This window comes from Agrococcus sp. AC640b (assembly GCF_979255995.1).
In genome coordinates, this window is the sequence record NZ_CEEDMM010000029.1 from 133,460 (window position 1) to 153,286 (window position 19,827).

Below are 19,827 nucleotides of genomic sequence, written 5' to 3' on the forward strand. Positions count from 1 at the left end.
CCCCGCAGCCGGACCTCGTCGACGCCGTGCCCGTCGGTCCGCTCGAGACGGTCGTCGACGATGCGGGCCTGCGCGCAGCCATCGTGCGGCTCGTCGGTGGCACCGGCCCCATCGGGGTCGACGCGGAGCGCGCGAACGGCTTCCGCTACTCCTCCCGCGCCTACCTCGTGCAGCTGTACCGGCGCGGTGCGGGCACGGTGCTGCTCGACCCGATCGGCATCACGGCCTGGAGCGAGCTGCAGGCTGCGATCGGCGGCGAGGAGTGGATCCTGCACGCCGCCTCGCAGGACCTCCCATGCCTGCGCGAGCTCGGCCTCGAGCCTGCGACGCTGTTCGACACCGAGCTCGGTGCCAGGCTCGCGGGGTACGAGCGCGTCGGCCTCGCCGCCGTCGTCGAGCGGCTGCTCGGCATCCGACTCGCGAAGGAGCACGCGGCCTCCGACTGGTCGATCCGACCCATCCAGCCCGCGCTGCTCGCCTACGCCGCCCTCGACGTCGAGCTCATCGTCGACCTGCGCGATGCGATGGCCGCCGACCTCGAGCAGCAGGGCAAGTCCGAGATCGCGCGCCAGGAGTTCGAGGCTGCGCGCACGCGCCTGCCGAAGCCGCCCGCGGCCGAGCCGTGGCGGCGCCTGTCGGGCCTGCACGCGGTCAAGGATCGCCGCACCCTCGCCATCGCCCGCGCGCTGTGGACCGCGCGGGATGCGTACGCGCGGGAGATCGACTCCGCCCCTGGCAGGCTCGTGCCCGATCGCGCGCTCATGGCCGCCGTCATGAGCGGCGCCCGCACGAAGGCGCAGCTCGCGTCGACGAGCGGATTCCACGGTCGCGCCTCGCGCTCGCAGCTCGACCGATGGTTCGCAGCCCTTGAGGAGGGCCGCGCCGCCGAGGACCTCCCCGTGCTGCGCACGCCGGCAGACGGTCCGCCGCCGCCGCGGTTCTGGAAGCAGAAGCGGCCGGAGGCTGCTGCGAGGCTCCAGCGTGCCCGGGCATCGGTGCAAGCGGCTGCAGAGGAGCTGCGCATGCCGAACGAGCAGCTGCTCACGCCGGACACGCTGCGCAGGCTCACGTGGGAGCACCGGGGCGAGGCGTCGATCGAGAGCGTGCGCGACGGCCTCGCGGCGCTCGGTGCGCGCCCGTGGCAGATTGACGCGACCGCACAACGGATCGCCTCTGCTTTTGTAGAGGCTGACCAATCGCCGGACGAGCCGTCCGACGACGAGTCGTAGGGAATCCGCAAGCACCTCCCCCCGGATGCGTGCGCTGCCTAGGCTCGGGGTGCACCGTGACGTGCATCCACCCATGCAGGAGGCTTCTGTGGCACACGACGTCGTGTTCGTCGACGGCGTCCGCACCCCGTTCGGGCGTGCGGGCGAGAAGGGCATGTACTGGCAGACGAGAGCCGACGACCTCGCGGTCAAGGCGCTCGTCGGGCTCCTGGAGCGCAACCCGTCGCTGCCCACCGAGCGCATCGACGAGGTCGCGATCGCCGCGACGACGCAGACCGGCGACCAGGGACTGACGCTCGGCCGCACGGTCGGCATGCTCGCCGGGCTCCCGACGTCGGTGCCTGGCTACGCGCTCGACCGCATGTGCGCAGGCGCGATGACGGCCGTGACGGCCGTCGCCGGCGGCATCGCCCTCGGCGCCTACGACGTGGCCGTCGCCGGCGGCGTCGAGCACATGGGCAGGCACCCCATGGGCCTCGACGCCGACCCGAACCCGCGCTTCGTCGCGGAGCGCATGGTCTCCGGCGACGCGCTGAACATGGGCAAGACGGCAGAGCGCATCCACGACCGGTTCCCGCACCTCACGAAGGAGCGCGCGGACCGCTACGCCATGCGCAGCCAGGAGAAGTACGCCGCAGCCCTCGCGGCAGGCGACATCTCGCCCGACCTCGTGCCCGTCGCGCTGCAGACGGCGGAGGGCTGGGGGCTCGCGACCGCCGACGAGGCGCCGCGACCCACCACGACCCTCGAGGGCCTCAGCACGCTCAAGACCCCGTTCCGCGAGCACGGCCGCGTCACGGCCGGCAACGCGTCGGGCCTCAACGACGGCGCGACGATGTCGCTCATCGCATCGTCGGACGCGGCGAAGGAGCTGGGCCTCACGACGAAGATGCGCCTGGTGTCGTTCGGGTTCGTCGGCGTCGACCCCGAGATCATGGGCATCGGGCCGGTGCCGAGCACCGAGAAGGCGCTGCGGAAGTCGGGCCTGTCGATCGACGACATCGGCCTGTTCGAGCTCAACGAGGCCTTCGCGGTGCAGGTGCTGTCGTTCACCGACCACTTCGGCATCGACGACGACGACCCGCGCGTCAACCCGTACGGCGGCGCGATCGCCATCGGCCACCCCCTCGCCTCGAGCGGCGTGCGCCTCATGCTGCAGCTCGCCAGGCAGTTCGAGCAGCACCCCGAGGTGCGCTACGGCCTCACGGCCATGTGCGTCGGCCTCGGCCAGGGCGGCAGCGTCATCTGGGAGAACCCGCACTTCACCGGAAGGAAGCGCAAGTGAGCATCGCCGACGAGTTCCCGCGCCTCGCCGCCGCGCAGTTCGACGAGGTCGTCACGCACTCGTACGTGCGCGACGTCACCCTCGCATCCGGACGCACCATCGCGCTCGTGACCCTCGACAACGGCCGTGACCACACGCGTCCGTCGACGCTCGGTCCCGCGACGCTGTTCGAGCTCGGCGACGTGCTCGAGACGCAGCGCGGCCGCGCCGCCGCAGGCCAGATCGACGCGATCGCCGTGACGGGCAAGCCGTACTTCCTCGCAGCAGGCGCCGACCTGTCGAACGTCGGGCTGCTGCCCGACCGCGACACGGGTGCGGAGCTCGGGCGCCTCGGCCACCGGGTGCTCGGCCTGCTGCACGAGGCGGGCGTGCCCACGTTCGTCTTCATCAACGGCCTCGCCCTCGGCGGCGGCCTCGAGATCGGCCTGAACGCCGACTACCGCACGATCAACGCCACCGCGCCCGCCGTCGCGCTGCCGGAGGTCTTCCTCGGCCTCATCCCCGGCTGGGGTGGCGCGTGGCTGCTGCCGAACCTCATCGGCATCGAGCACGCCCTCAAGGTCGTCATCGAGAACCCGCTGAAGCAGAACCGCGTGCTGAAGCCCGAGCAGGTGCTCGAGCTCGGCATCGCGGACGCGATGTTCGGCGCGGCGTCGTTCCTCGAGCAGTCGCTCGCGTGGGCCGACGACGTGCTCGGCGGCGCGAAGGTCGAGCGCCCGAACCAGCCCGGCCGCCTCGAGCGCGCCGTGAAGTGGGACGTCGCGATCGGCATCGCCCGCAAGTCGCTGGAGTCGAGGATCGGCACGGTGGCGCTCGCCCCCTACAAGGCTCTCGAGCTGCTGCAGGGTGCGAAGAAGGCCTCGCGCGCCGAGGGGTTCGCCGCCGAGGACGCCGCCCTCGCCGAGCTCATCGCCTCCGACCAGTTCCACGCATCGATCTACGCGTTCGACCTGGTGCAGAAGCGCGCGAAGCGCCCGGCGGGTGCGCCCGACAAGGAGCTCGCGCGCCCTGTGGCGAAGGTCGGCATCATCGGCGCCGGCCTCATGGCGAGCCAGTTCGCGCTCCTGTTCCTGCGCCGACTGCAGGTGCCCGTCGTCATCACCGACCTCGACCAGGGTCGCGTCGACGCCGCGCTCGCCGGCATCCGGAAGGAGATCGCTGGGCTGCAGGAGAAGGGTCGCCTCGACGGCGACACCGCCAACCGGCTCTCGGCCCTGCTGTCCGGCACGGTCGACAAGGCCGACTTCGCCGACTGCGACTGGGTCATCGAGGCGGTCTTCGAGGAGCTCGGCGTCAAGCAGCAGGTCTTCGCGGAGGTCGAGCCGCACCTGAGCCCCGAGGCGATCATCGCCACGAACACGTCCAGCCTCTCGGTCGAGGCGATCGGCGCGCAGCTCGCGCATCCCGAGCGGCTCGTCGGCTTCCACTTCTTCAACCCCGTCGCGGTCATGCCGCTCATCGAGGTCGTGCGCACCCCGCACACCGACGACGCGACGCTCGCGACGGCGATGCGGGTCGCGAAGGAGCTCAGGAAGACGGCCGTCATCACGCGCGACACGCCCGGGTTCGTCGTGAATCGGGTGCTCGCCAAGCTGCTCGGCGAGGCGATGCACGCCGTCGAGCAGGGCACGCCGTTCGAGACGGTCGTGCAGTCGCAGCAGCCGTTCGGGCTGCCGATGGATCCGTTCGTGCTGCTCGACCTCGTGGGACTCAAGGTCGGTGCGCACGTGCTCGACACGCATCACGGCGCATTCCCCGATCGCTTCTTCGAGTCGCAGGCGCTGCACGAGCTCGCGGAGGCGGGCGTGCTGCTCGAGAAGGACCGCAAGGGCGAGGCCAAGGGCATCGACAAGCGTGCCGTGGCGATCGTCAAGCGGCACGTCCCGAAGGGGGCGACGCCGTACACGGCCGAGCAGCTGCGCGAGCGACTCGAGGTCGGTCTCGCCGACGAGATCCACCGCATGCTCGAGGACGACGTCGTCGTGGGCGCGGAGGACATCGACCTCTGCATGATCCTCGGCGCCGGCTGGCCCTTCCAGATGGGCGGCATCACCCCGTACCTCGACCGCGTCGGAGCGTCGGAGCGTGCGTTCGGCGGCGCGTTCCACGAGCCGCGCATCGCGGGCCCCACCTCCTAGGTGGATCGCGCCGTCGTCGACGCCCTCGCCTCCGACCTGGCAGCCGCCGGGTACGCGGGCGGGGGCGTCGCCGTGCGCATCGGGGCGGATGCGTCCGAGGCGCTCGCCCGCATGGTCGCGACGCCAGCCCGGCGCGCGCTCGAGGGTGCGACGGATCCGCTCGCGACCCTCGTGCGGCTGCTGTGGCTCGGCGACGCCGTGTCGGCGGTCGACGCCGCCTCGGCGCTGCCCACCGTCGGCATCGACGGGGCCGCAGCGCTCGGCCTCCTCGAGCGCCGCGACGACGCGGTCGCTCCCCTGCTCACGATCCGCCCGCACGCGTTCCGCGACGCGCTCGGCACCGGGTCGTGGTGGATCGCGAGCGACCTCGACGAGCTCTCGGGCGTGCATCCGCTGCGCCCCGACCACGTGCTGGGCGTCGGCGGAGCCGCACGCACCCTCGCAGCGATCCTCCCGCCGGTGCGCGCGGGCTCGGCGCTCGATCTCGGCGCCGGGTGCGGCATCGTCTCGCTGCACCTCGCGCGGCTCGCCGAGCACGTCGTCGCGACCGACCTCTCCGAGCGTGCGCTCGCCATGACGCGCCTGACGTGCGCGCTCAACGGCGTCGAGCACGTCGAGACGCGGCAGGGCGACCTGTGGGCGCCCGTCGCGGGCGAGCGCTTCGATCTCATCGCCTCGAACCCGCCCTTCGTCATCACGCCGCGGGCCGAGGGCGTGCCCGCCTACGAGTACCGCGACGCCGGCCGCACGGGCGACGCCCTCATGCAGGAGGTCGTCGAGGGGCTGGGCGCGCACCTCGCTCCCGGCGGCGCCGCGCGACTGCTCGGCAACTGGGAGTCGCTCGGCGGCGCGGCTGGCCTCGACCGCGTGCGCGGCTGGCTCGCCACCGGCGACGTCGACGGCTGGGTGCTCGAGCGCGAGTCGCTCGACCTCGTGCGCTACGCGGAGCTCTGGCTGCGCGACGGTGGCACGCGACCGGGGGACGCCGACCACGCTCCCCTGCTCACGGCCTGGCTCGACGACTTCGCCGCGCGCGACGTGCGCACGATCGGCCTCGGCTGGATCGCCGCGTCGGCGCGCGATGGCGACGACGGCCCGCGCATCCGTGCCGAGCACGTCGGCCACGGCGTGGCGCTCGAGCACGCGGGCGCCCACCTCGCGACGTCGCTCGAGGTGCAGGATCGCGTGGCGGCGCTCGACGACGACGGGCTGCGCGACGTGCACCTCGTGACCCCCTCGGACGTGACGGAGCTGCGGCACCTGCGTCCCGGGGCGACGGGCCCGACGGTGATCGAGCTCGTGCAAGGTGGCGCGCTCGGCCGCACGACGCAGGTCGACACCGCCGTCGCCGCCCTCGTGGGCGCATGCGACGGTGAGCTGACGCTGGGCGCGATCCTCGATGCCATCGCGTCGCTGCTCGACGTCGACGCCCGCGCGCTCTCGGCCGAGGCGCTGCCCGCGGTGCGCGAGCTGTGGATCCGCGGCTACCTCGCCGAGGCGGCGGACGCGGCCTGACCGCGCGTCATGCGAGCGCGTCGGCCACGACGCTCGCGACGTGCTCGGCGACCTCGAGCGCGACGAGTGGCCCGCCCGCCGAGGCGCGCAGCGCTGCCTCGCCATGCAGCCAGGCGGCCGTCGCTCCCAGCGGCACGAGCACGCCGGGATCGTCGGCGATGCGGTCGGCATGGGCCGCGAGCAGGGCACCGGCGATGCCGGCGAGCACGTCGCCCGTGCCCGCCGTCGCGAGCCAGTGCGTCGGCGCGTTCACCGCGACGACGCGATCGCCATGCACGACGAGCGTGCGCGCGCCCTTCAGCAGCACCGTCGCTCCCGTGCGCTCGCTCACCGTGCGCGCCCACCGCTCGGGGTCGGCCTCGACGTCGGCGCGCGCCACGTCGACGCCGAGCGACGCGAGCAGCGTCCGCAGCTCACCGGCATGCGGGGTGAGGAGCATCGGCCCGTCCCCGACACGCGAGAGGTCGAGGGCGCCGGCATCGAGCACGGTCGCGGCGCCCGAGCCGATGGCGTCGTGCAGCACTGCGCGCAGCGCGTCCGACCGCGCGCTCGGGTCGGTGCCGGAGCCGAGCACCCATGCCTGCACGCGGCCGATCTGCACGACGGTCTCGGGACGGCGGGCGAGCACGAGGTCCGAGACGCGTCGCGGTCCCACGTGGCGCACCATCCCCGCGCCGGCGCGGTGGGCCGCTTCGACGCCGAGCACCGCGGCCCCGGGATAGTCGTGCGAGCCCGTGACGAGCCCGACGACGCCCCTCGCGTACTTGTCGTCGTCGGCTCGCGGCGCGCGCAGCCACGATGACGCGTCCGCCGCACCCCAGGACCCCATCGCTCGACCTCCTGCATCGACGCTACGGCACAGCGCCGAGCACCCGCCACCGAGGCTCGAGCGACCGTGGCTCGGGCGACCGTGGCTCCTGCGGCCGCATCGCCCCTAGTCGCCGAGCACGGCGGCGAGGAACGAGCGCGTGCGCTCGTGGGCGGGGCTCTGGAAGATCGTCTCGGGATCCCCCTGCTCGACGACGCTGCCGCCGTCGAACATCATCACGCGGTCCGACACGTCGCGCGCGAACTGCATCTCATGCGTCACGATGAGCATCGTGATGTCGGTCGTGCGGGCGACGTCACGGAGGATCTCCAGCACGTCGCCGACCGTCTCGGGGTCGAGCGCGCTCGTGACCTCGTCGAGCAGCAGGACCTCGGGGTCCATGGCGAGCGCACGGGCGATGGCGACCCGCTGCTGCTGGCCCCCGGAGAGCGACGTCGGATGCGCGTCCGCCTTGTCCGCGAGCCCCACGCGATCCAGGAGCGTCCGCGCACGCTCGACGGCGTCCTCGCGGGACAGCCCGAGCACGTGGATCGGCGCCTCCACGAGGTTCTCGAGCACCGACATGTTCGGGAAGAGGTTGAACTGCTGGAAGACCATCCCGATGCGCGTGCGCATCTCCCTGCGGTGTCGCTCCCGAAGGGCGACCCGCCTGCCGTCGACGCGCTCGTGGGTGAGGGCGCGGTCGCCGATGAGGATGTATCCCTCGTCGGCCTCCTCGAGCGTCATGAGGAGACGGAGGATGGTCGTCTTGCCGGAGCCGCTGGGGCCGATGAGCGTCACTCGCTCGCCCTTGGCGACCGAGAAGTCGAGGTCGCGCAGCACGACGGTGTCGCCGTAGCGCTTGCCGACGCCGTCGAACCGGATCGCGGGGACGTCGGGCTGGTCGTCATGTGGTGAAGGCAATGCGCTGCTCCAGTCTGCGGATGAGGAGGGAGGTGGGGTAGCTGGCGAGGAGGAAGATGGCTCCCGCCGTCACGAGCACCTCGGTGTAGCGGAAGTGGTCGCCGCCGTACGCCAGCGCGTTGCTGACCATGTCGGCCACGGTGATCGCGATGAGGAACGGCGTGTCCTTGAACATCGAGATCACGTAGTTGCCGAGCGCCGGCAGCGTCGCTCGCACGGCCTGCGGCACGACGACGCCGAGCCACGTCCGGTGCCGCGGCAGGCTGAGCGCTGTCGCCGCCTCCCACTGCCCCGGTGGTACCGCGTCGATGCCGGCCCGGTAGACCTCCGCCATGTAGGTCGCGTAGTGGACGCCGAAGACGAGGATGCCGATCGTGAGCGGATCGAGCTGGAGCAGGACGAAGTAGGCGAACATCAGCTGCACGACGATCGGCGTCATCCGGATGAAGCTCACGACGAACGAGAGCGCTGCCGAGATCGGTGCGGGCGCCGACCGCAGCACGATCGCGATCGCGAGCCCGAGGACGGCGGCGATGAGGCTGCTGACGACCGTCACGAGCAGCGTCACGGTCACGAAGCCCTCGAGCAAGGCCGGGAGGGCGTCGAAGACGTGCTGCCAGCTCCAGCCGGACCCGCTCACGCTCGTGCTCCGTCCGCGGTCACGGCGTCGCGCAGCCGCAACGACCCGCGCGACGGCGGCGCCTGTCCGAGCCGCCGCTTCGCGCGCGACTCGAGCGTGCGCATCGCGACGGTGAGCAGCGAGGCGAGCGCGAAGTAGAGCAGCAGGCCGATCCCGTACGCGAAGAACGTGTCGGTCTCGACGCGCAGCCGGTCGAGCTCGACCGTGAGGTCGGTGAGGGTGATGAACCCCACGATCGCGGTGCCCTTCAGCAGCTGCACCAGCAGGTTCGTGAGCGACGGGAGCATGAGCGCCCACGCCTGCGGCAGCACGATGCGCCGCATGCGATGCATCCGCGAGAGGCTCAGCGCCGTGGATGCCTCCCACTGGCCCTTCGGGACGGCCGCGATCGAGCCGCGCACCACCTCCGCGCCGTACGCGCCGTAGTTGAGTCCGAGCGCGAGGATGCCCGCGACCATCGGCGCGAGCTCGAGCCCCAGCTGCGGCAGCACGAAGAAGAAGAGGAAGAGCTGCACCACGAGCGAGGTGCCGCGGAAGAGCTCGATGACGGTCCTCGCCGCTCCTCGCAGCAGCAGCGTCGAGGATCGTGCGGCGAGGGCGAGCGCCATGGCCACGACGAAGGTGACGCACGCGCCACCGATCGTGAGGGCGACGGTGATGCCCAGGCCGTCGAGGATCCGCGGAGCGGCCGCGAGCAGCGCCGTGACGTCCGCGCTCATCGAGCGCCGATCACTCGAGCTCGCCCGAGCACAGCTGCTCGGTCGTGAGGTCCGCGGGCGGCAGGTTCTCCTCCGTGAAGCCGAACTCCCCGACGAGGCCGAGGTACGCCTCAGGGTCGGCGGTGATGCTCGCGAGCTCCTCGTTGTACGCCTCGAGGAGCTCGGTGTCGCCCGGACGGAACACCGTGGCACCCGCACCGATCTGCTCGACCCCGTCGATCTCCTGCACGAACGCCTGCGTGACCTCGACGCCGGCATCGGGCGCGTTGTCGGCCATCCAGTTGAGCGAGATCGCCGTCATCGCGAAGGCGTCCGCTCGTCCATTCGCGACGATGTCCATGCCCGACTGGGCGTTGTCGACGCCGACGGCGTCGATGCCGAGGCTGTCTGCGTAGCCGGACTCGATGCCGCCGCTGAGCGTGGCGAGGCGCACGTCGTCGCCCGCGGCCACGACGGAGTCGAGGTCCGTCAGGCCCATGGGGTTGCCCTCGGGCACCATGAGCGCCGTCGTGTACATGATCTCGGGGTCGCTGAAGGCGGCTTCCGAGCAGCGCTCGGGCAGGATGGACATGCCCGCGCTGATGACGTCGAAGCGGCCGGCGTTCAGGCCGGGGATGAGCGAGTTCCAGTCCACCTCCACGACCTCGATGTCGTCGATGCCGAGGTTGCCGAAGATCTGCTCGTGCATCGCGATCGTCGCACCGGTCGGCTCGCCGCCGTCGAGCCAGGAGTAGGGCCGCTCGTCGGCGACCGCGACGGTGATCGAGCCCGACTCCTGCGCCGCCGCCAGCGTCCCGCCGTCGGTCGAGGCGTCGTCTCCGCCCGCGCTGCACCCTGCAAGCGCGAGGGCGACGGTGGCCGTCGTGGCAAGCCCGATGCTCGTGGTTCGCCGTGTCGTGTCCATGGTCGTCGTCTCCTCGTGTCGATTCGCGCTGGCATCGGCATCGCGGCACGTGCAGCGGCCGCGGGGCCGCGAAGCACGCTATCGACTACCGGTCGATGATCTGCTGGTCCGACCGTCGGATTGTCGACAATGAGATGAGAACGTTACGCTCGAACCAGTCGTCGACGGCACCGCTCGGCGCGTGAGAAGGGGTCCCCGTGCACGACCGCAGCGAAGCCTCCAGGCCAGGCAGCGTGCTGCCGCTCGCCCGCCCATCCACCGTCGATCTCATCGCTCGCGAGCTCCGCGCGGCGATCATCTCCGGCGCCCTGCCCGTGGGGTCCTCGATCGGCGAGGCCGAGACGGCCGCGCAGCTCGGGGTCAGTCGCGGCCCGTTGCGCGAGGGCGCCCAGCGCCTGGTGCAGGAGGGCATCCTGCGCGCCGTCCCTGGCAGGGGGCTGCGGGTGACGACGATCGTCGGCGACGAGGTCGACGACGTCTTCCGCACACGGATCGCGATCGAGTCGGATGCGGTCCGCCGCATCGTCGCCGACGGCCGCGGCCACGACGAGGTGCAGGCAGCCTTCGATGCGTTCGAGCGGGCGAGCGAGTCCGACGACGCCTTCGCCATCGGCGACGCCGACCTGTCGTTCCACCGCGCGCTCGTGCACGCCGCGGGCAGCGCCAGGCTCGACCGCGCCATGGAGACCCTCTCGATCGAGACTCGCATCGCGAGCCTCAGCGATCCCGAGGGCTATGCCGTCCGCCAGTCCATCTCCCCCACGTACCGCGTCCTGCTGGCCGCCATCGCCGAGGGCGACGCGGACGCGGCGATCGCTGCCCTCGTGCAGCAGCTGGACGATGCGGCCGACAGGCTGCGCGGCAGGACCGAGGTCGAGACGATCGAGCGGACCCCGTCTGCGCGCGGGCTGCGGCCGATCGACTCGGCGCATCCGTCGGATGGGACGCCGTCGAGCGGCTGAGCCCGCGAGCGTGCGCTACGGCACGCGTCGCACGCGCACGCGAGGCTGGTCGGCGACGTCGCCCTCGATGCGCCGACGCCGCGTGCCCTTGACCTCGTCGACCTTCGCATCGTCGCCCTGCACCGGAGCGATCTCGATGTGCGTCTCGTGCTCGAACACGTGCGTCTTGTCCTGGTTGCGGTAGCGGCGGTGCACCGTCGTGTAGATCGCGATGCCCACGGCGGGACCGGCGGCGAGCAGCGCGAGCAGGAAGCCCTCGCCATCCGACGAGGCGACGACCGCCGCCACCTGCATCAGCCCGTCCACGCCCATCACCGCCACACCGACGAGAGCAGCGTCGCGGCGACGATCGGCACGACCAACGCCTCGACGAGCAGGCCGACGCCGATGGCGACGGCGAGCAGCCTCCCCTTCGCGAGCGGGATGCTGCCCATGGTCTCGCCCGTGCGCCCGTTGACCGCGACGTAGTGCACCATCCCCTGCCCTCCCTCGACGTGGTGGTACGAGTAGAGCCACACGGGCAGGTACATCGCGACCCAGCGGGTGCCGTGCACGTCGAGCGCCTCGGTCTCCCACCGCACGCCGCGGTCGTAGATGCCCAGCGTCGGGCGCACCTGCGCACGCCCGACCGACATGAGCTGGTCCTCGAGGCGCGGATGCATCGCCCGCACGTCCTGGTCGCGCCGCTCCGACGTGAAGCCCGCGAGGTAGGCGGCGTTCCAGTCGACGGCGTTCTTCGTGTCGAACGGCAGGATCGAGTTCACGATGTTGTTCGTCGACCGGTCGACGTCGAGGTTCGACCGCTCGGCCGACGACTCGAAGGTGAGGTCGTCGACCGTGAAGTCGACCGAGCGCCGCACGCGCACCACGTCGGCGTCGTAGTACGTGCGGCGGTTGTTCTTCGTGCCGCGCGTGTAGCGACGCGTCTCGACCTCGCCGTAGCCCTCGAGCCGCGTCGACGCATGCGCGTCGACCACCATGTAGGGCAGGTAGACGCCCACGACGTTCTCGGGCGCGAACTCCGCCTTGAATCTCGCGTGCGCGAATCCACGTCGAGCGTGGGCGAACGCACGGATGCGCTCGACCGCCTCGGCGTGGGGCAGCGCGAAGGGCAGCACGGCGTCGGGCACGGCGCCGTTGGGGATCTGCCGGTTGACGTCGAGGCGCTGCCTGCACCAGTGGCAGCGAGCGCTCATGGCGTCGTTCGTGTCGATGACGACCTCGGCGCCGCATCCTGCGCACGCGATCGTGAGGACCGTCGAGACGTCGGGGCGGATGTCCTGCGCTCCCGACGCGACGAGCGTGCCCTGCAGGTCGCGGATGCCCTCGCCGAGCCCGAGACGCTCCTCGACGCGCTCCTCGGACCACTCGTTGCGGCAGTAGCCGCACCGCAGCATGCCCCCCTGCATCGCGAGACGGATGTCGGTCGCGCCGCACCGCGGGCACCGATTGATGCCGTCCTGCAGGCGCTGGTTCTGCGTCTGCGGTCCCTGCGGCGGCACGGCGAGCTCGGTGGGCTGCGTGGGCGTCGCCGCGGCGGCGGCGGGCGAGGACACGCGCTGCGCGGGGTTCGGCGGCGGCAGCGGCTGTCGCGGCACGACCGGCACGGCGCGCGGATGGGGTGGATGCGGCTGCGGGACGCCGCCACCCGGAGGTCCGGGCGGCGGCGCCTGCGGTGGCGGCGGCAGCGTCATGCGTCGATGGGCGTGGGCGTCAGAGCCCCAGCGCCTTCGCCTTCGCCGCCTCGTAGTCCTCTGGCGTGATGAGACCGGCGTCGAGCATGGTCTTCGCGCGCTGCAGCACGGCGACGGCGTCGTCGCCGCCCTGCGCCGGAGGAGCAGCTGCCGGTGCCGACTGCTGCGGTGCCGCCTGCTGCGGTGCCGCCTGCTGCGCGGGCACCGGCTGCTGCAGGCCGCCGAGACCCGTGGTCCCCGCCGCCATGCCCATGCCGAGGATGCCCGTCGTGCCCTGACCCTCGCCCGCCGACTCGAAGCCCTGCGCGACCGAGGCCTGCAGGTTCGCGTTGCCCCGCTGACCCGAGAGCGCGTCGGCGCGCTGCACGTTGCGCAGCAGCTCCCGCGTCTGCGCGTCGTACTCGATGGCGACGATCGCCGTCTTCACGATCGTGATGCCGCGATCCGTCGTCCAGCGGTAGCCCTGCTCGACCGCGGCCGACAGGCTCTGCGCGAAGCCGAGCGAGTCCTGCTGGATCCGCGTGATGCGGTTGCCCTTCGCGGGGTCGTTCGTGTACATCGAGAACGCGGGGGCGAGCGACGAGACGACCTCGTTGAACAGCTGCGACGCCGCGTCGTTCTCGAGGTCGGCGAAGTCGAACACGACGCCGGGGCGCAGGTACGACGCCGGCACGAACGACTTCACGAACAGGATGGGGTCGACGATGCGCAGCGTGTAGGTGCCGCGCGTGACCGCGCCGACCTGCGCGTTCATGTAGGCGTCGTCCCAGTAGATCTCCGACTGCGTGCCGAAGCGGTTGTTGGGCAGCTCCTTGAGGCTCACGAAGAACGCCTGCTGCTGCGCTGCCGGACGACCGCCGAACTTGAAGCGCTCCCACGACGTGCGCACGAGCGAGCCGACGATGTCGTCGCCCGCGAAGATCGACTGCGACTCCTGCGCATCCGTGCGCCACTCGTAGCCGCCCGCCTGCGACGCGAAGCCCGTGATCGCACCCTCCTGCATGAGGATGAGGCCGTAGCCCTCGGGCACGACGATGCGGGAGCCGTTCGTGATGATGCCGTCGCTGGCGGACGTGTTCGAGCCGCGGCCCGCGTTCTGCCCGCGCGGCACGGCGGCGAACAGCGCCGCCGTGGGGCTCAGCCCCTCGGGGACGGTGTAGAAGTCCTTCCACTGGTCGGCGAGCACGCCGCCAGCCGCGTCGATGGCTGCCTTGAAGAGGCCCATGTCGTCTCCTTCGCGTGCCCGGCGCTCGCCGCCGCGCTCGCGTCGATGCTACGACGCGACGACCCCCACAGGCTGGGAGCCTGCGGGGGTCGTCGTGTGCGTCGTGCGACGCCGGGCGTTCGCGGTGACTACACGAGCGAGCGCAGCACGTACTGCAGGATGCCGCCGTTGCGGTAGTAGTCCGCCTCGCCGGGGGTGTCGATGCGCACGACCGCGTCGAACTCGATCGTCTCCTTGCCGGGGGCGGAGTGCTCGCTCGGCTCGGCCGTGACCTTCACCGTCTTGGGCGTCACGCCCTCGTTGAGCTGCTCGAGGCCCGTGATCGAGACGACCTCGGTGCCGTCGAGGCCGAGCGACTCCCACGACTGCCCTGCGGGGAACTGCAGCGGCACGACGCCCATGCCGATGAGGTTCGAGCGGTGGATGCGCTCGAACGACTCGGTGATGACGGCCTTCACGCCCAGCAGGCGCGTGCCCTTGGCCGCCCAGTCGCGGCTCGAGCCCGAGCCGTACTCCTTGCCGCCGAAGACGACGAGCGGGGTGTCCTGCTCGGCATACGACTGGCACGCGTCGTAGATGAACGACTGCGGGCCGTCGGGCTGCGTGAAGTCGCGCGTGTAGCCGCCCTCGACGGCCTTGCCGTCGTTGACGGCTGCCGTGAGCTGGTTGCGCAGGCGGATGTTCGCGAACGTGCCGCGGATCATCACCTCGTGGTTGCCACGACGCGAGCCGTAGGAGTTGAAGTCGCGCTGGCCGACGCCATGCTCCGTGAGGTACTGCGCGGCGGGCGTGCCCGCCTTGATGTTGCCTGCGGGGCTGATGTGGTCGGTCGTGACCGAGTCGCCGAGCGCCGCCATGACGCGGGCGCCGTGGATGTCGGCGACGGGCGTGAGCTCCATCGTCATGCCGTCGAAGTACGGGGCCTTCCGCACGTACGTGGAGTCCTCGTCCCACTCGAAGATGGGGCCCTCGGGCGTCGGCAGGCTCTGCCAGCGCTCGTCGCCGTCGAAGACGGTGGCGTACTGCGTGATGAACTGCTCGCGCGAGATCGAGGAGTCGATGATGTCCTGCACCTCGTCGGGCGTCGGCCAGAGGTCCTTGAGGAACACCTCCGCGCCGTCCTGGTCGGTGCCGAGCGCGTCCGTCTCGAAGTCGAAGTGCATCGAGCCGGCGAGCGCGTACGCGACGACGAGCGGCGGCGAGGCGAGGTAGTTCATCTTCACGTCGGGGCTGATGCGGCCCTCGAAGTTGCGGTTGCCCGAGAGCACCGCGGCGACGGCGAGGTCGTTGGCGTTGATCGCCTCGGAGACCTCGTCGATCATGGGGCCCGAGTTGCCGATGCAGATGGTGCAGCCGTAGCCGACCGTGTAGAAGCCGATGTGCTCGAGGTCGTGGTTCAGACCCGACTTCTCGTAGTAGTCGGTGACGACCTTCGATCCCGGGCCGAGCGTCGTCTTGACCCACGGCTTGCGCGTGAGGCCCTTCTCGCGCGCCTTCCGCGCCAGCAGGCCGGCCGCGATCATGACCGAGGGGTTCGACGTGTTCGTGCACGACGTGATGGCGGCGAGGGTCACGGCGCCGTTGTCGAGCTCGTACTCGAGGCCGTCGGGGGTCGTGACGTGCGCAGGCGTCGAGGCGCCCGCGAAGCCGCCGGAGCGCAGCGGGGCGACCTTCGTCGTCGTGTGCTCGTGGTGCTCGTGCTCGTCGCCGGGGACGATCCCGGGGTCCGAGGCGGGGAACGAGTCCATCGACGCCGAGTCGACGACGTCGGCCGTCGTCTCGTCGATCGAGCCGCCGGAGACGTACGCGAGCACGTCCTGCTCGAACTGCGACTTCGACTCGGACAGCAGGATGCGGTCCTGCGGGCGCTTCGGGCCGGCGATCGAGGGCACGACCGTCGAGAGGTCGAGCTCCATGAACTCCGAGAAGCGCAGCTCGCGCGACGGGTCGTGCCAGAGCCTCTGCTCCTTGGCGTACGCCTCGACGAGCGCGACGGTCTGCTCGTCGCGGCCCGTGAGGCGCAGGTAGTCGAGCGTGACGTCGTCGATGGGGAACATCGCTGCGGTCGAGCCGAACTCCGGGCTCATGTTGCCGATGGTGGCGCGGTTCGCGAGCGGCACGGACGCGACGCCCTCGCCGTAGAACTCGACGAACTTGCCCACGACGCCGTGCTGGCGCAGCATGTCGGTGATCGTGAGCACGACGTCCGTGGCGGTGACGCCTGCGGGGATGTCGCCGGTGAGCTTGAAGCCGACGACGCGCGGGATGAGCATCGAGACCGACTGGCCGAGCATGGCCGCCTCGGCCTCGATGCCGCCGACGCCCCAGCCGAGCACGCCGAGGCCGTTGACCATCGTCGTGTGCGAGTCGGTGCCGACGCACGTGTCGGGGTAGGCGCGCAGCACGCCGTCGACCGTGCGGTCGTAGACGACCTTCGCGAGGTGCTCGATGTTGACCTGGTGCACGATGCCGGTGCCGGGGGGCACGACCTTGAAGTCCTGGAAGGCCGTCTGGCCCCAGCGCAGGAACTGGTAGCGCTCGCCGTTGCGCTCGTACTCGATCTCGACGTTGCGCTCGAGGGCGTTCTCGGAGCCGAACAGGTCGGCGATCACGGAGTGGTCGATGACCATCTCGGCCGGCGAGAGCGGGTTGATGCGGGCCGGGTCGCCGCCGAGCTCCGTGACGGCCTCGCGCATCGTCGCGAGGTCGACGATGCAGGGCACGCCCGTGAAGTCCTGCATGACGACGCGCGCGGGGGTGAACTGGATCTCGGTGTCGGGGTCGGCGTCGGCCTTCCACGCGCCGAGCGCCTCGATCTGCGCCTTCGTGACGTTGGCGCCGTCCTCCGTGCGCAGGAGGTTCTCGAGGAGGATCTTTAGCGAGAAGGGCAACGACTCGTGCCCCTCCACCGCGTCGATCCTGAAGATCTCGTAGTCCTGGCCGCCCACCTCGAGGGTGGTGCGGGCTCCGAAGCTGTCCACTGCCGACACGGTGACTCCCCACACGATCGTCTTGACGCTGTGCGCGTCCGAGCATAGCCGCGGGCTCGTGGCCGCGGCCGAAAGTATCTTGACGTCAAGACATCCTACGCCGTCCACGCGGCGGAGGCACGTCGCTCAGGCGGTCGCGGGCGTGTCGCGGGTCTCGTCGGACTCCGGCACGGCACGAACCATGAGCCACGTCACCCACAGCGCCGCCGCATACAGCGGCACGCCCATGACGAGCTTCGTCGTCGCGAGAGCCTGCGTCGCCTCCACGACGCCCCCCTGGGTCGCCGCCAGGTACAGCGGCACCTGCACGGCCAGTCGCGCGCCGAGCACGCCGATCCACAGGATCGTGGCCCGCACCGCGACCGCCTTGCGAGCGGGCTCCGTGCGCCATGCGTACGGCGTGCCCGTGAGCCCGCCGACGAGGAGGCCGACGAGGGGTCTGCGCGCGATGAGCGAGATCGCCAGGGCGACGACGCCGATCGTGTTGACGATGAAGCCCCAGAGGAAGTTGTCCGCGGCGTTGCCCGTGAAGATCGCCACGGCGGCCGAGATGCCGACGCCGATGAGCCCGGCGAACGCGAGCGCGGGCTGCCCCTTCGTGACGACGCGCAGCAGGACGGCGAGGATCGACACCGCCAGCGGCACGAGCACCGACAGCCACACGTCCTGCGTGATGGTGAACAGGACGAGGAAGAGGATGCCGGGCAGCAGCGACTCGACGATGCCGCGCACCCCGCCCATCGCCTGCAGGATCGCGCTGCCGGACGGGCGCTCGCCCGGTGCGATGTGGCCGAGCTTCGACGAGCGGATCGCGTTCGCGATCGCGTCGTCCGCGCGATCGCGGTCCGCGGCGCCCTCCGAGCCCTGCGGCGTCGATCCGGCCGCTGGGCGCTGCTCGTCGGTCATGCGGACTTCGGGGCGTGCAGCGGGATCAGCTCGCGCGGCGGCATGGGCGTCTCGCCGCGCACCACGACCGTCGAGCGGTAGATCGCGACGATGCCGGCCACGGCGGACTCGTCGGTCGCCGCCTTGCCGCCCACGATGCCCTGCAGCATCCACCTGGGCCCGTCGACGCCGACGATGCGCACCGCACGCTGCTGGCCGTCGGGGCCGGGCTGCAGCGTGCACCGCAGCTCGGGGCCGAGGAGCCCCTCGGCCTCCTCGACCGTGCCGCCCTGTCGCGTCAGCTGCGCAGAGACCACGGCGCGAACCGACGCCCAGATGCCCTCGGAGCGCGGGGCAGCGAACGGCTGCAGCTGCACCGTCGAGCCGTCGTGCTCGAGGGTCACGGCGACGACGCGCTTCGTCGCCTCCTCGACCTCGAGGCGCATCTGCAGCCCCTGGCGGGGCACGATGCGCAACCCTCCCAGGTCGATGTACGGACGCACGGGGGCCTCGGCCTCGTCGAGCGGACCCGCCTCGGCACGGTCCTCGGGTGCGCTCTTCTCGAACGTCTCGTCCTCGACGTCGTCGTGGGTCTCATCGACCATGGGCGTTACCTCGTCCTTCCGAATCCGCTGGAGCCGAAGCCACCCTCGCCACGATCCGATCCCGGCAGGTCGTCGACCTGCACGAAGCGTGCGCGCTCGACGCGCTGCACGATGAGCTGCGCGATGCGATCGCCGACGGCGATCGCATGCGGCTCGCTGCCGGTGTTGCGCAGGATGACCTTGATCTCGCCCCGGTAGCCCGCATCCACGGTGCCCGGTGCGTTCACGATCGTGATGCCGTGCTTCGCTGCGAGGCCGCTGCGAGGCACGACGAACGCGACGTGGCCCTCCGGCAGCGCGATGCGCACGCCCGTGCCGACCATCGCGCGCTCGCCGGGCCGCAGCGTGATCGCCTCGGCGGCATGCAGGTCGGCGCCTGCGTCGCCCGGATGCGCGTAGCTCGGAGCGTCGCCGACGATGAGCACCTCGACCTCGTCCACGGGGACCAAGGCTAGCGGGCAGGATGGGGAGCATGCGTCACCGTGAGCGACTCCTGCCCCCGATCTGGCTCTTCGCCGTCTGCCTGCTCGTCGTGCCCTCCGCGGTGCTGGTGTTCCTGCCGATCGATCCGACGTGGGGCTGGATCGTCGCCATCGTGCTCTACGCGGGCATCGTCGCGGCGCTCATCGCGGCCGCACCGGTCGTCGAGGTCGACGGCGACACGCTGCGTGCCGGCCGTGCGCGGATTCCGCTCTCCGCCCTCGGCGAACCCGTGTCGCTCGACGCGAAGGGCGCGTACGACGTGCTCCACACCGGGTGGGACGCGCGCTCGTTCCACTGCACGGTGCCGTGGACGCGGCTCATGGTGCGCGTGCCCGTCGTCGACGCCGCGGATCCGACGACGGCCTGGGTGGTCTCCACGAGACGACCGGACGCCCTCGTCGCGGCGATCCGCGGCGAGGGCGTCGAAGGCTCCTAGCGAGCCAGCATCGAGGCGCGTGCTGCTACGCGCACTCCTTGCAGATCGGGCCGAGCTTCGACTCGTGGTCGAACTGCAGCCGGTGCTTCACGAGGAAGCAGCTCACGCACGTGAACTCGTCCTCCTGGGGCGGGAGGACGATCGTCTCGAGCTCGACGTCCGAGAGATCGGCCGCCGACAGGTCGAAGCTGCCAGGGTTGTCGGCGTCGTCGTCCGTCGCCGTCTGCGTGCCGGCGGGCACGCGCTCCTTGAGGGCCTCGATCGACTCCGCCTCGTCGTCGTTCTTGCGCGGTGCGTCGTAATCGGTTGCCATTGCGTCTCAGCGTTCCTTCGGCCTGATGTCGGGGGGATTTCGGCGCACAGTCTGCACGCTGGAACCGTGGAT

Annotated in this window: 19 protein-coding genes; 6 read left to right on the forward strand and 13 right to left on the reverse strand. The window is 71.5% G+C overall.

Going from position 1 to position 19,827, the window contains the following annotated elements; translation table 11 throughout:
• Window positions 1-26: 26 nt before the first annotated feature.
• The 4 genes from ACZ6H8_RS12300 (at window position 27) to ACZ6H8_RS12315 (ending at window position 6,167) form a co-directional block, all read left to right on the forward strand.
• Window positions 27-1,229, forward strand: a complete 1,203-nt coding sequence (locus tag ACZ6H8_RS12300) for an HRDC domain-containing protein (RefSeq protein WP_464147297.1) — start codon at window positions 27-29, stop codon at window positions 1,227-1,229.
• Window positions 1,230-1,332: 103 nt separating this feature from the next.
• Window positions 1,333-2,514, forward strand: coding sequence for a thiolase family protein (locus ACZ6H8_RS12305; RefSeq protein ID WP_464147298.1), 1,182 nt, complete (start codon window positions 1,333-1,335; stop codon window positions 2,512-2,514).
• 2 nt (window positions 2,515-2,516) lie between these two features.
• Entirely contained in the window at window positions 2,517-4,652 is a 2,136-nt protein-coding gene (locus tag ACZ6H8_RS12310; RefSeq protein ID WP_464147299.1) for a 3-hydroxyacyl-CoA dehydrogenase NAD-binding domain-containing protein, read from the forward strand.
• Window positions 4,653-6,167 carry a DUF7059 domain-containing protein gene (locus ACZ6H8_RS12315; RefSeq protein WP_464147131.1) on the forward strand — a complete coding sequence of 505 codons (1,515 nt, stop codon included), beginning with the start codon at window positions 4,653-4,655 and terminating at the stop codon, window positions 6,165-6,167. It begins immediately after the preceding gene.
• 7 nt (window positions 6,168-6,174) lie between these two features.
• Here the strand turns inward: ACZ6H8_RS12315 and ACZ6H8_RS12320 are convergent, their stop codons facing one another.
• The 5 genes from ACZ6H8_RS12320 to ACZ6H8_RS12340 all read right to left on the reverse strand — a co-directional run bounded on the left by ACZ6H8_RS12320 (window position 6,175) and on the right by ACZ6H8_RS12340 (window position 10,162).
• Window positions 6,175-6,996 (reverse strand): ADP-dependent NAD(P)H-hydrate dehydratase, encoded by an 822-nt coding sequence (locus ACZ6H8_RS12320; RefSeq protein ID WP_464147132.1) that lies wholly within the window; start codon window positions 6,994-6,996, stop codon window positions 6,175-6,177.
• A 105-nt stretch (window positions 6,997-7,101) separates the two neighbouring features.
• Entirely contained in the window at window positions 7,102-7,899 is a 798-nt protein-coding gene (ehuA, locus tag ACZ6H8_RS12325) for an ectoine/hydroxyectoine ABC transporter ATP-binding protein EhuA (protein ID WP_464147133.1), read from the reverse strand.
• On the reverse strand, window positions 7,883-8,539 hold the full coding sequence (gene ehuD / locus ACZ6H8_RS12330) for an ectoine/hydroxyectoine ABC transporter permease subunit EhuD (protein ID WP_464147134.1): 657 nt from the start codon (window positions 8,537-8,539) through the stop codon (window positions 7,883-7,885). The genes ehuA and ehuD overlap by 17 nt, the downstream gene beginning before the upstream one ends.
• Window positions 8,536-9,258 (reverse strand): ectoine/hydroxyectoine ABC transporter permease subunit EhuC, encoded by a 723-nt coding sequence (ehuC, locus tag ACZ6H8_RS12335; protein ID WP_464147135.1) that lies wholly within the window; start codon window positions 9,256-9,258, stop codon window positions 8,536-8,538. The genes ehuD and ehuC overlap by 4 nt, the downstream gene beginning before the upstream one ends.
• A gap of 10 nt (window positions 9,259-9,268) precedes the next feature.
• Complete coding sequence (locus ACZ6H8_RS12340) at window positions 9,269-10,162, reverse strand: transporter substrate-binding domain-containing protein (protein WP_464147136.1); 894 nt, start codon at window positions 10,160-10,162, stop codon at window positions 9,269-9,271.
• Window positions 10,163-10,359: 197 nt separating this feature from the next.
• On the opposite strand from ACZ6H8_RS12340, the gene ACZ6H8_RS12345 reads away from it, so the two are divergent.
• On the forward strand, window positions 10,360-11,124 hold the full coding sequence (locus ACZ6H8_RS12345; RefSeq protein WP_464147137.1) for a GntR family transcriptional regulator: 765 nt from the start codon (window positions 10,360-10,362) through the stop codon (window positions 11,122-11,124).
• A gap of 15 nt (window positions 11,125-11,139) precedes the next feature.
• Here the strand turns inward: ACZ6H8_RS12345 and ACZ6H8_RS12350 are convergent, their stop codons facing one another.
• The 7 genes from ACZ6H8_RS12350 to dut form a co-directional block, all read right to left on the reverse strand.
• On the reverse strand, window positions 11,140-11,430 hold the full coding sequence (locus ACZ6H8_RS12350) for a hypothetical protein (protein WP_464147138.1): 291 nt from the start codon (window positions 11,428-11,430) through the stop codon (window positions 11,140-11,142).
• 5 nt (window positions 11,431-11,435) lie between these two features.
• Window positions 11,436-12,818: a TFIIB-type zinc ribbon-containing protein gene (locus ACZ6H8_RS12355; RefSeq protein ID WP_464147139.1), complete on the reverse strand. Its 1,383-nt coding sequence runs from the start codon at window positions 12,816-12,818 to the stop codon at window positions 11,436-11,438.
• Window positions 12,819-12,837: 19 nt separating this feature from the next.
• Window positions 12,838-14,043 carry an SPFH domain-containing protein gene (locus ACZ6H8_RS12360; RefSeq protein WP_464147140.1) on the reverse strand — a complete coding sequence of 402 codons (1,206 nt, stop codon included), beginning with the start codon at window positions 14,041-14,043 and terminating at the stop codon, window positions 12,838-12,840.
• A 128-nt stretch (window positions 14,044-14,171) separates the two neighbouring features.
• On the reverse strand, window positions 14,172-17,033 hold the full coding sequence (locus tag ACZ6H8_RS12365) for an aconitate hydratase (RefSeq protein WP_464147141.1): 2,862 nt from the start codon (window positions 17,031-17,033) through the stop codon (window positions 14,172-14,174).
• A 126-nt stretch (window positions 17,034-17,159) separates the two neighbouring features.
• Window positions 17,160-17,939: a DUF3159 domain-containing protein gene (locus tag ACZ6H8_RS12370; protein ID WP_464147142.1), complete on the reverse strand. Its 780-nt coding sequence runs from the start codon at window positions 17,937-17,939 to the stop codon at window positions 17,160-17,162.
• A complete protein-coding gene (locus ACZ6H8_RS12375) occupies window positions 17,936-18,523 on the reverse strand; it encodes a DUF3710 domain-containing protein (protein WP_464147143.1) in 588 nt (195 codons plus the stop codon). The genes ACZ6H8_RS12370 and ACZ6H8_RS12375 overlap by 4 nt, the downstream gene beginning before the upstream one ends.
• 5 nt (window positions 18,524-18,528) lie before the next feature.
• Window positions 18,529-18,963, reverse strand: a complete 435-nt coding sequence (gene dut, locus ACZ6H8_RS12380) for a dUTP diphosphatase (protein ID WP_464147144.1) — start codon at window positions 18,961-18,963, stop codon at window positions 18,529-18,531.
• A gap of 32 nt (window positions 18,964-18,995) precedes the next feature.
• Here dut and ACZ6H8_RS12385 point away from each other — a divergent pair, with 32 nt between their 5' ends.
• Window positions 18,996-19,442, forward strand: a complete 447-nt coding sequence (locus tag ACZ6H8_RS12385) for a DUF3093 domain-containing protein (protein WP_464147146.1) — start codon at window positions 18,996-18,998, stop codon at window positions 19,440-19,442.
• 25 nt (window positions 19,443-19,467) lie between these two features.
• Here the strand turns inward: ACZ6H8_RS12385 and ACZ6H8_RS12390 are convergent, their stop codons facing one another.
• A complete protein-coding gene (locus tag ACZ6H8_RS12390; protein ID WP_464147147.1) occupies window positions 19,468-19,755 on the reverse strand; it encodes a DUF4193 domain-containing protein in 288 nt (95 codons plus the stop codon).
• Window positions 19,756-19,827: the final 72 nt, after the last annotated feature.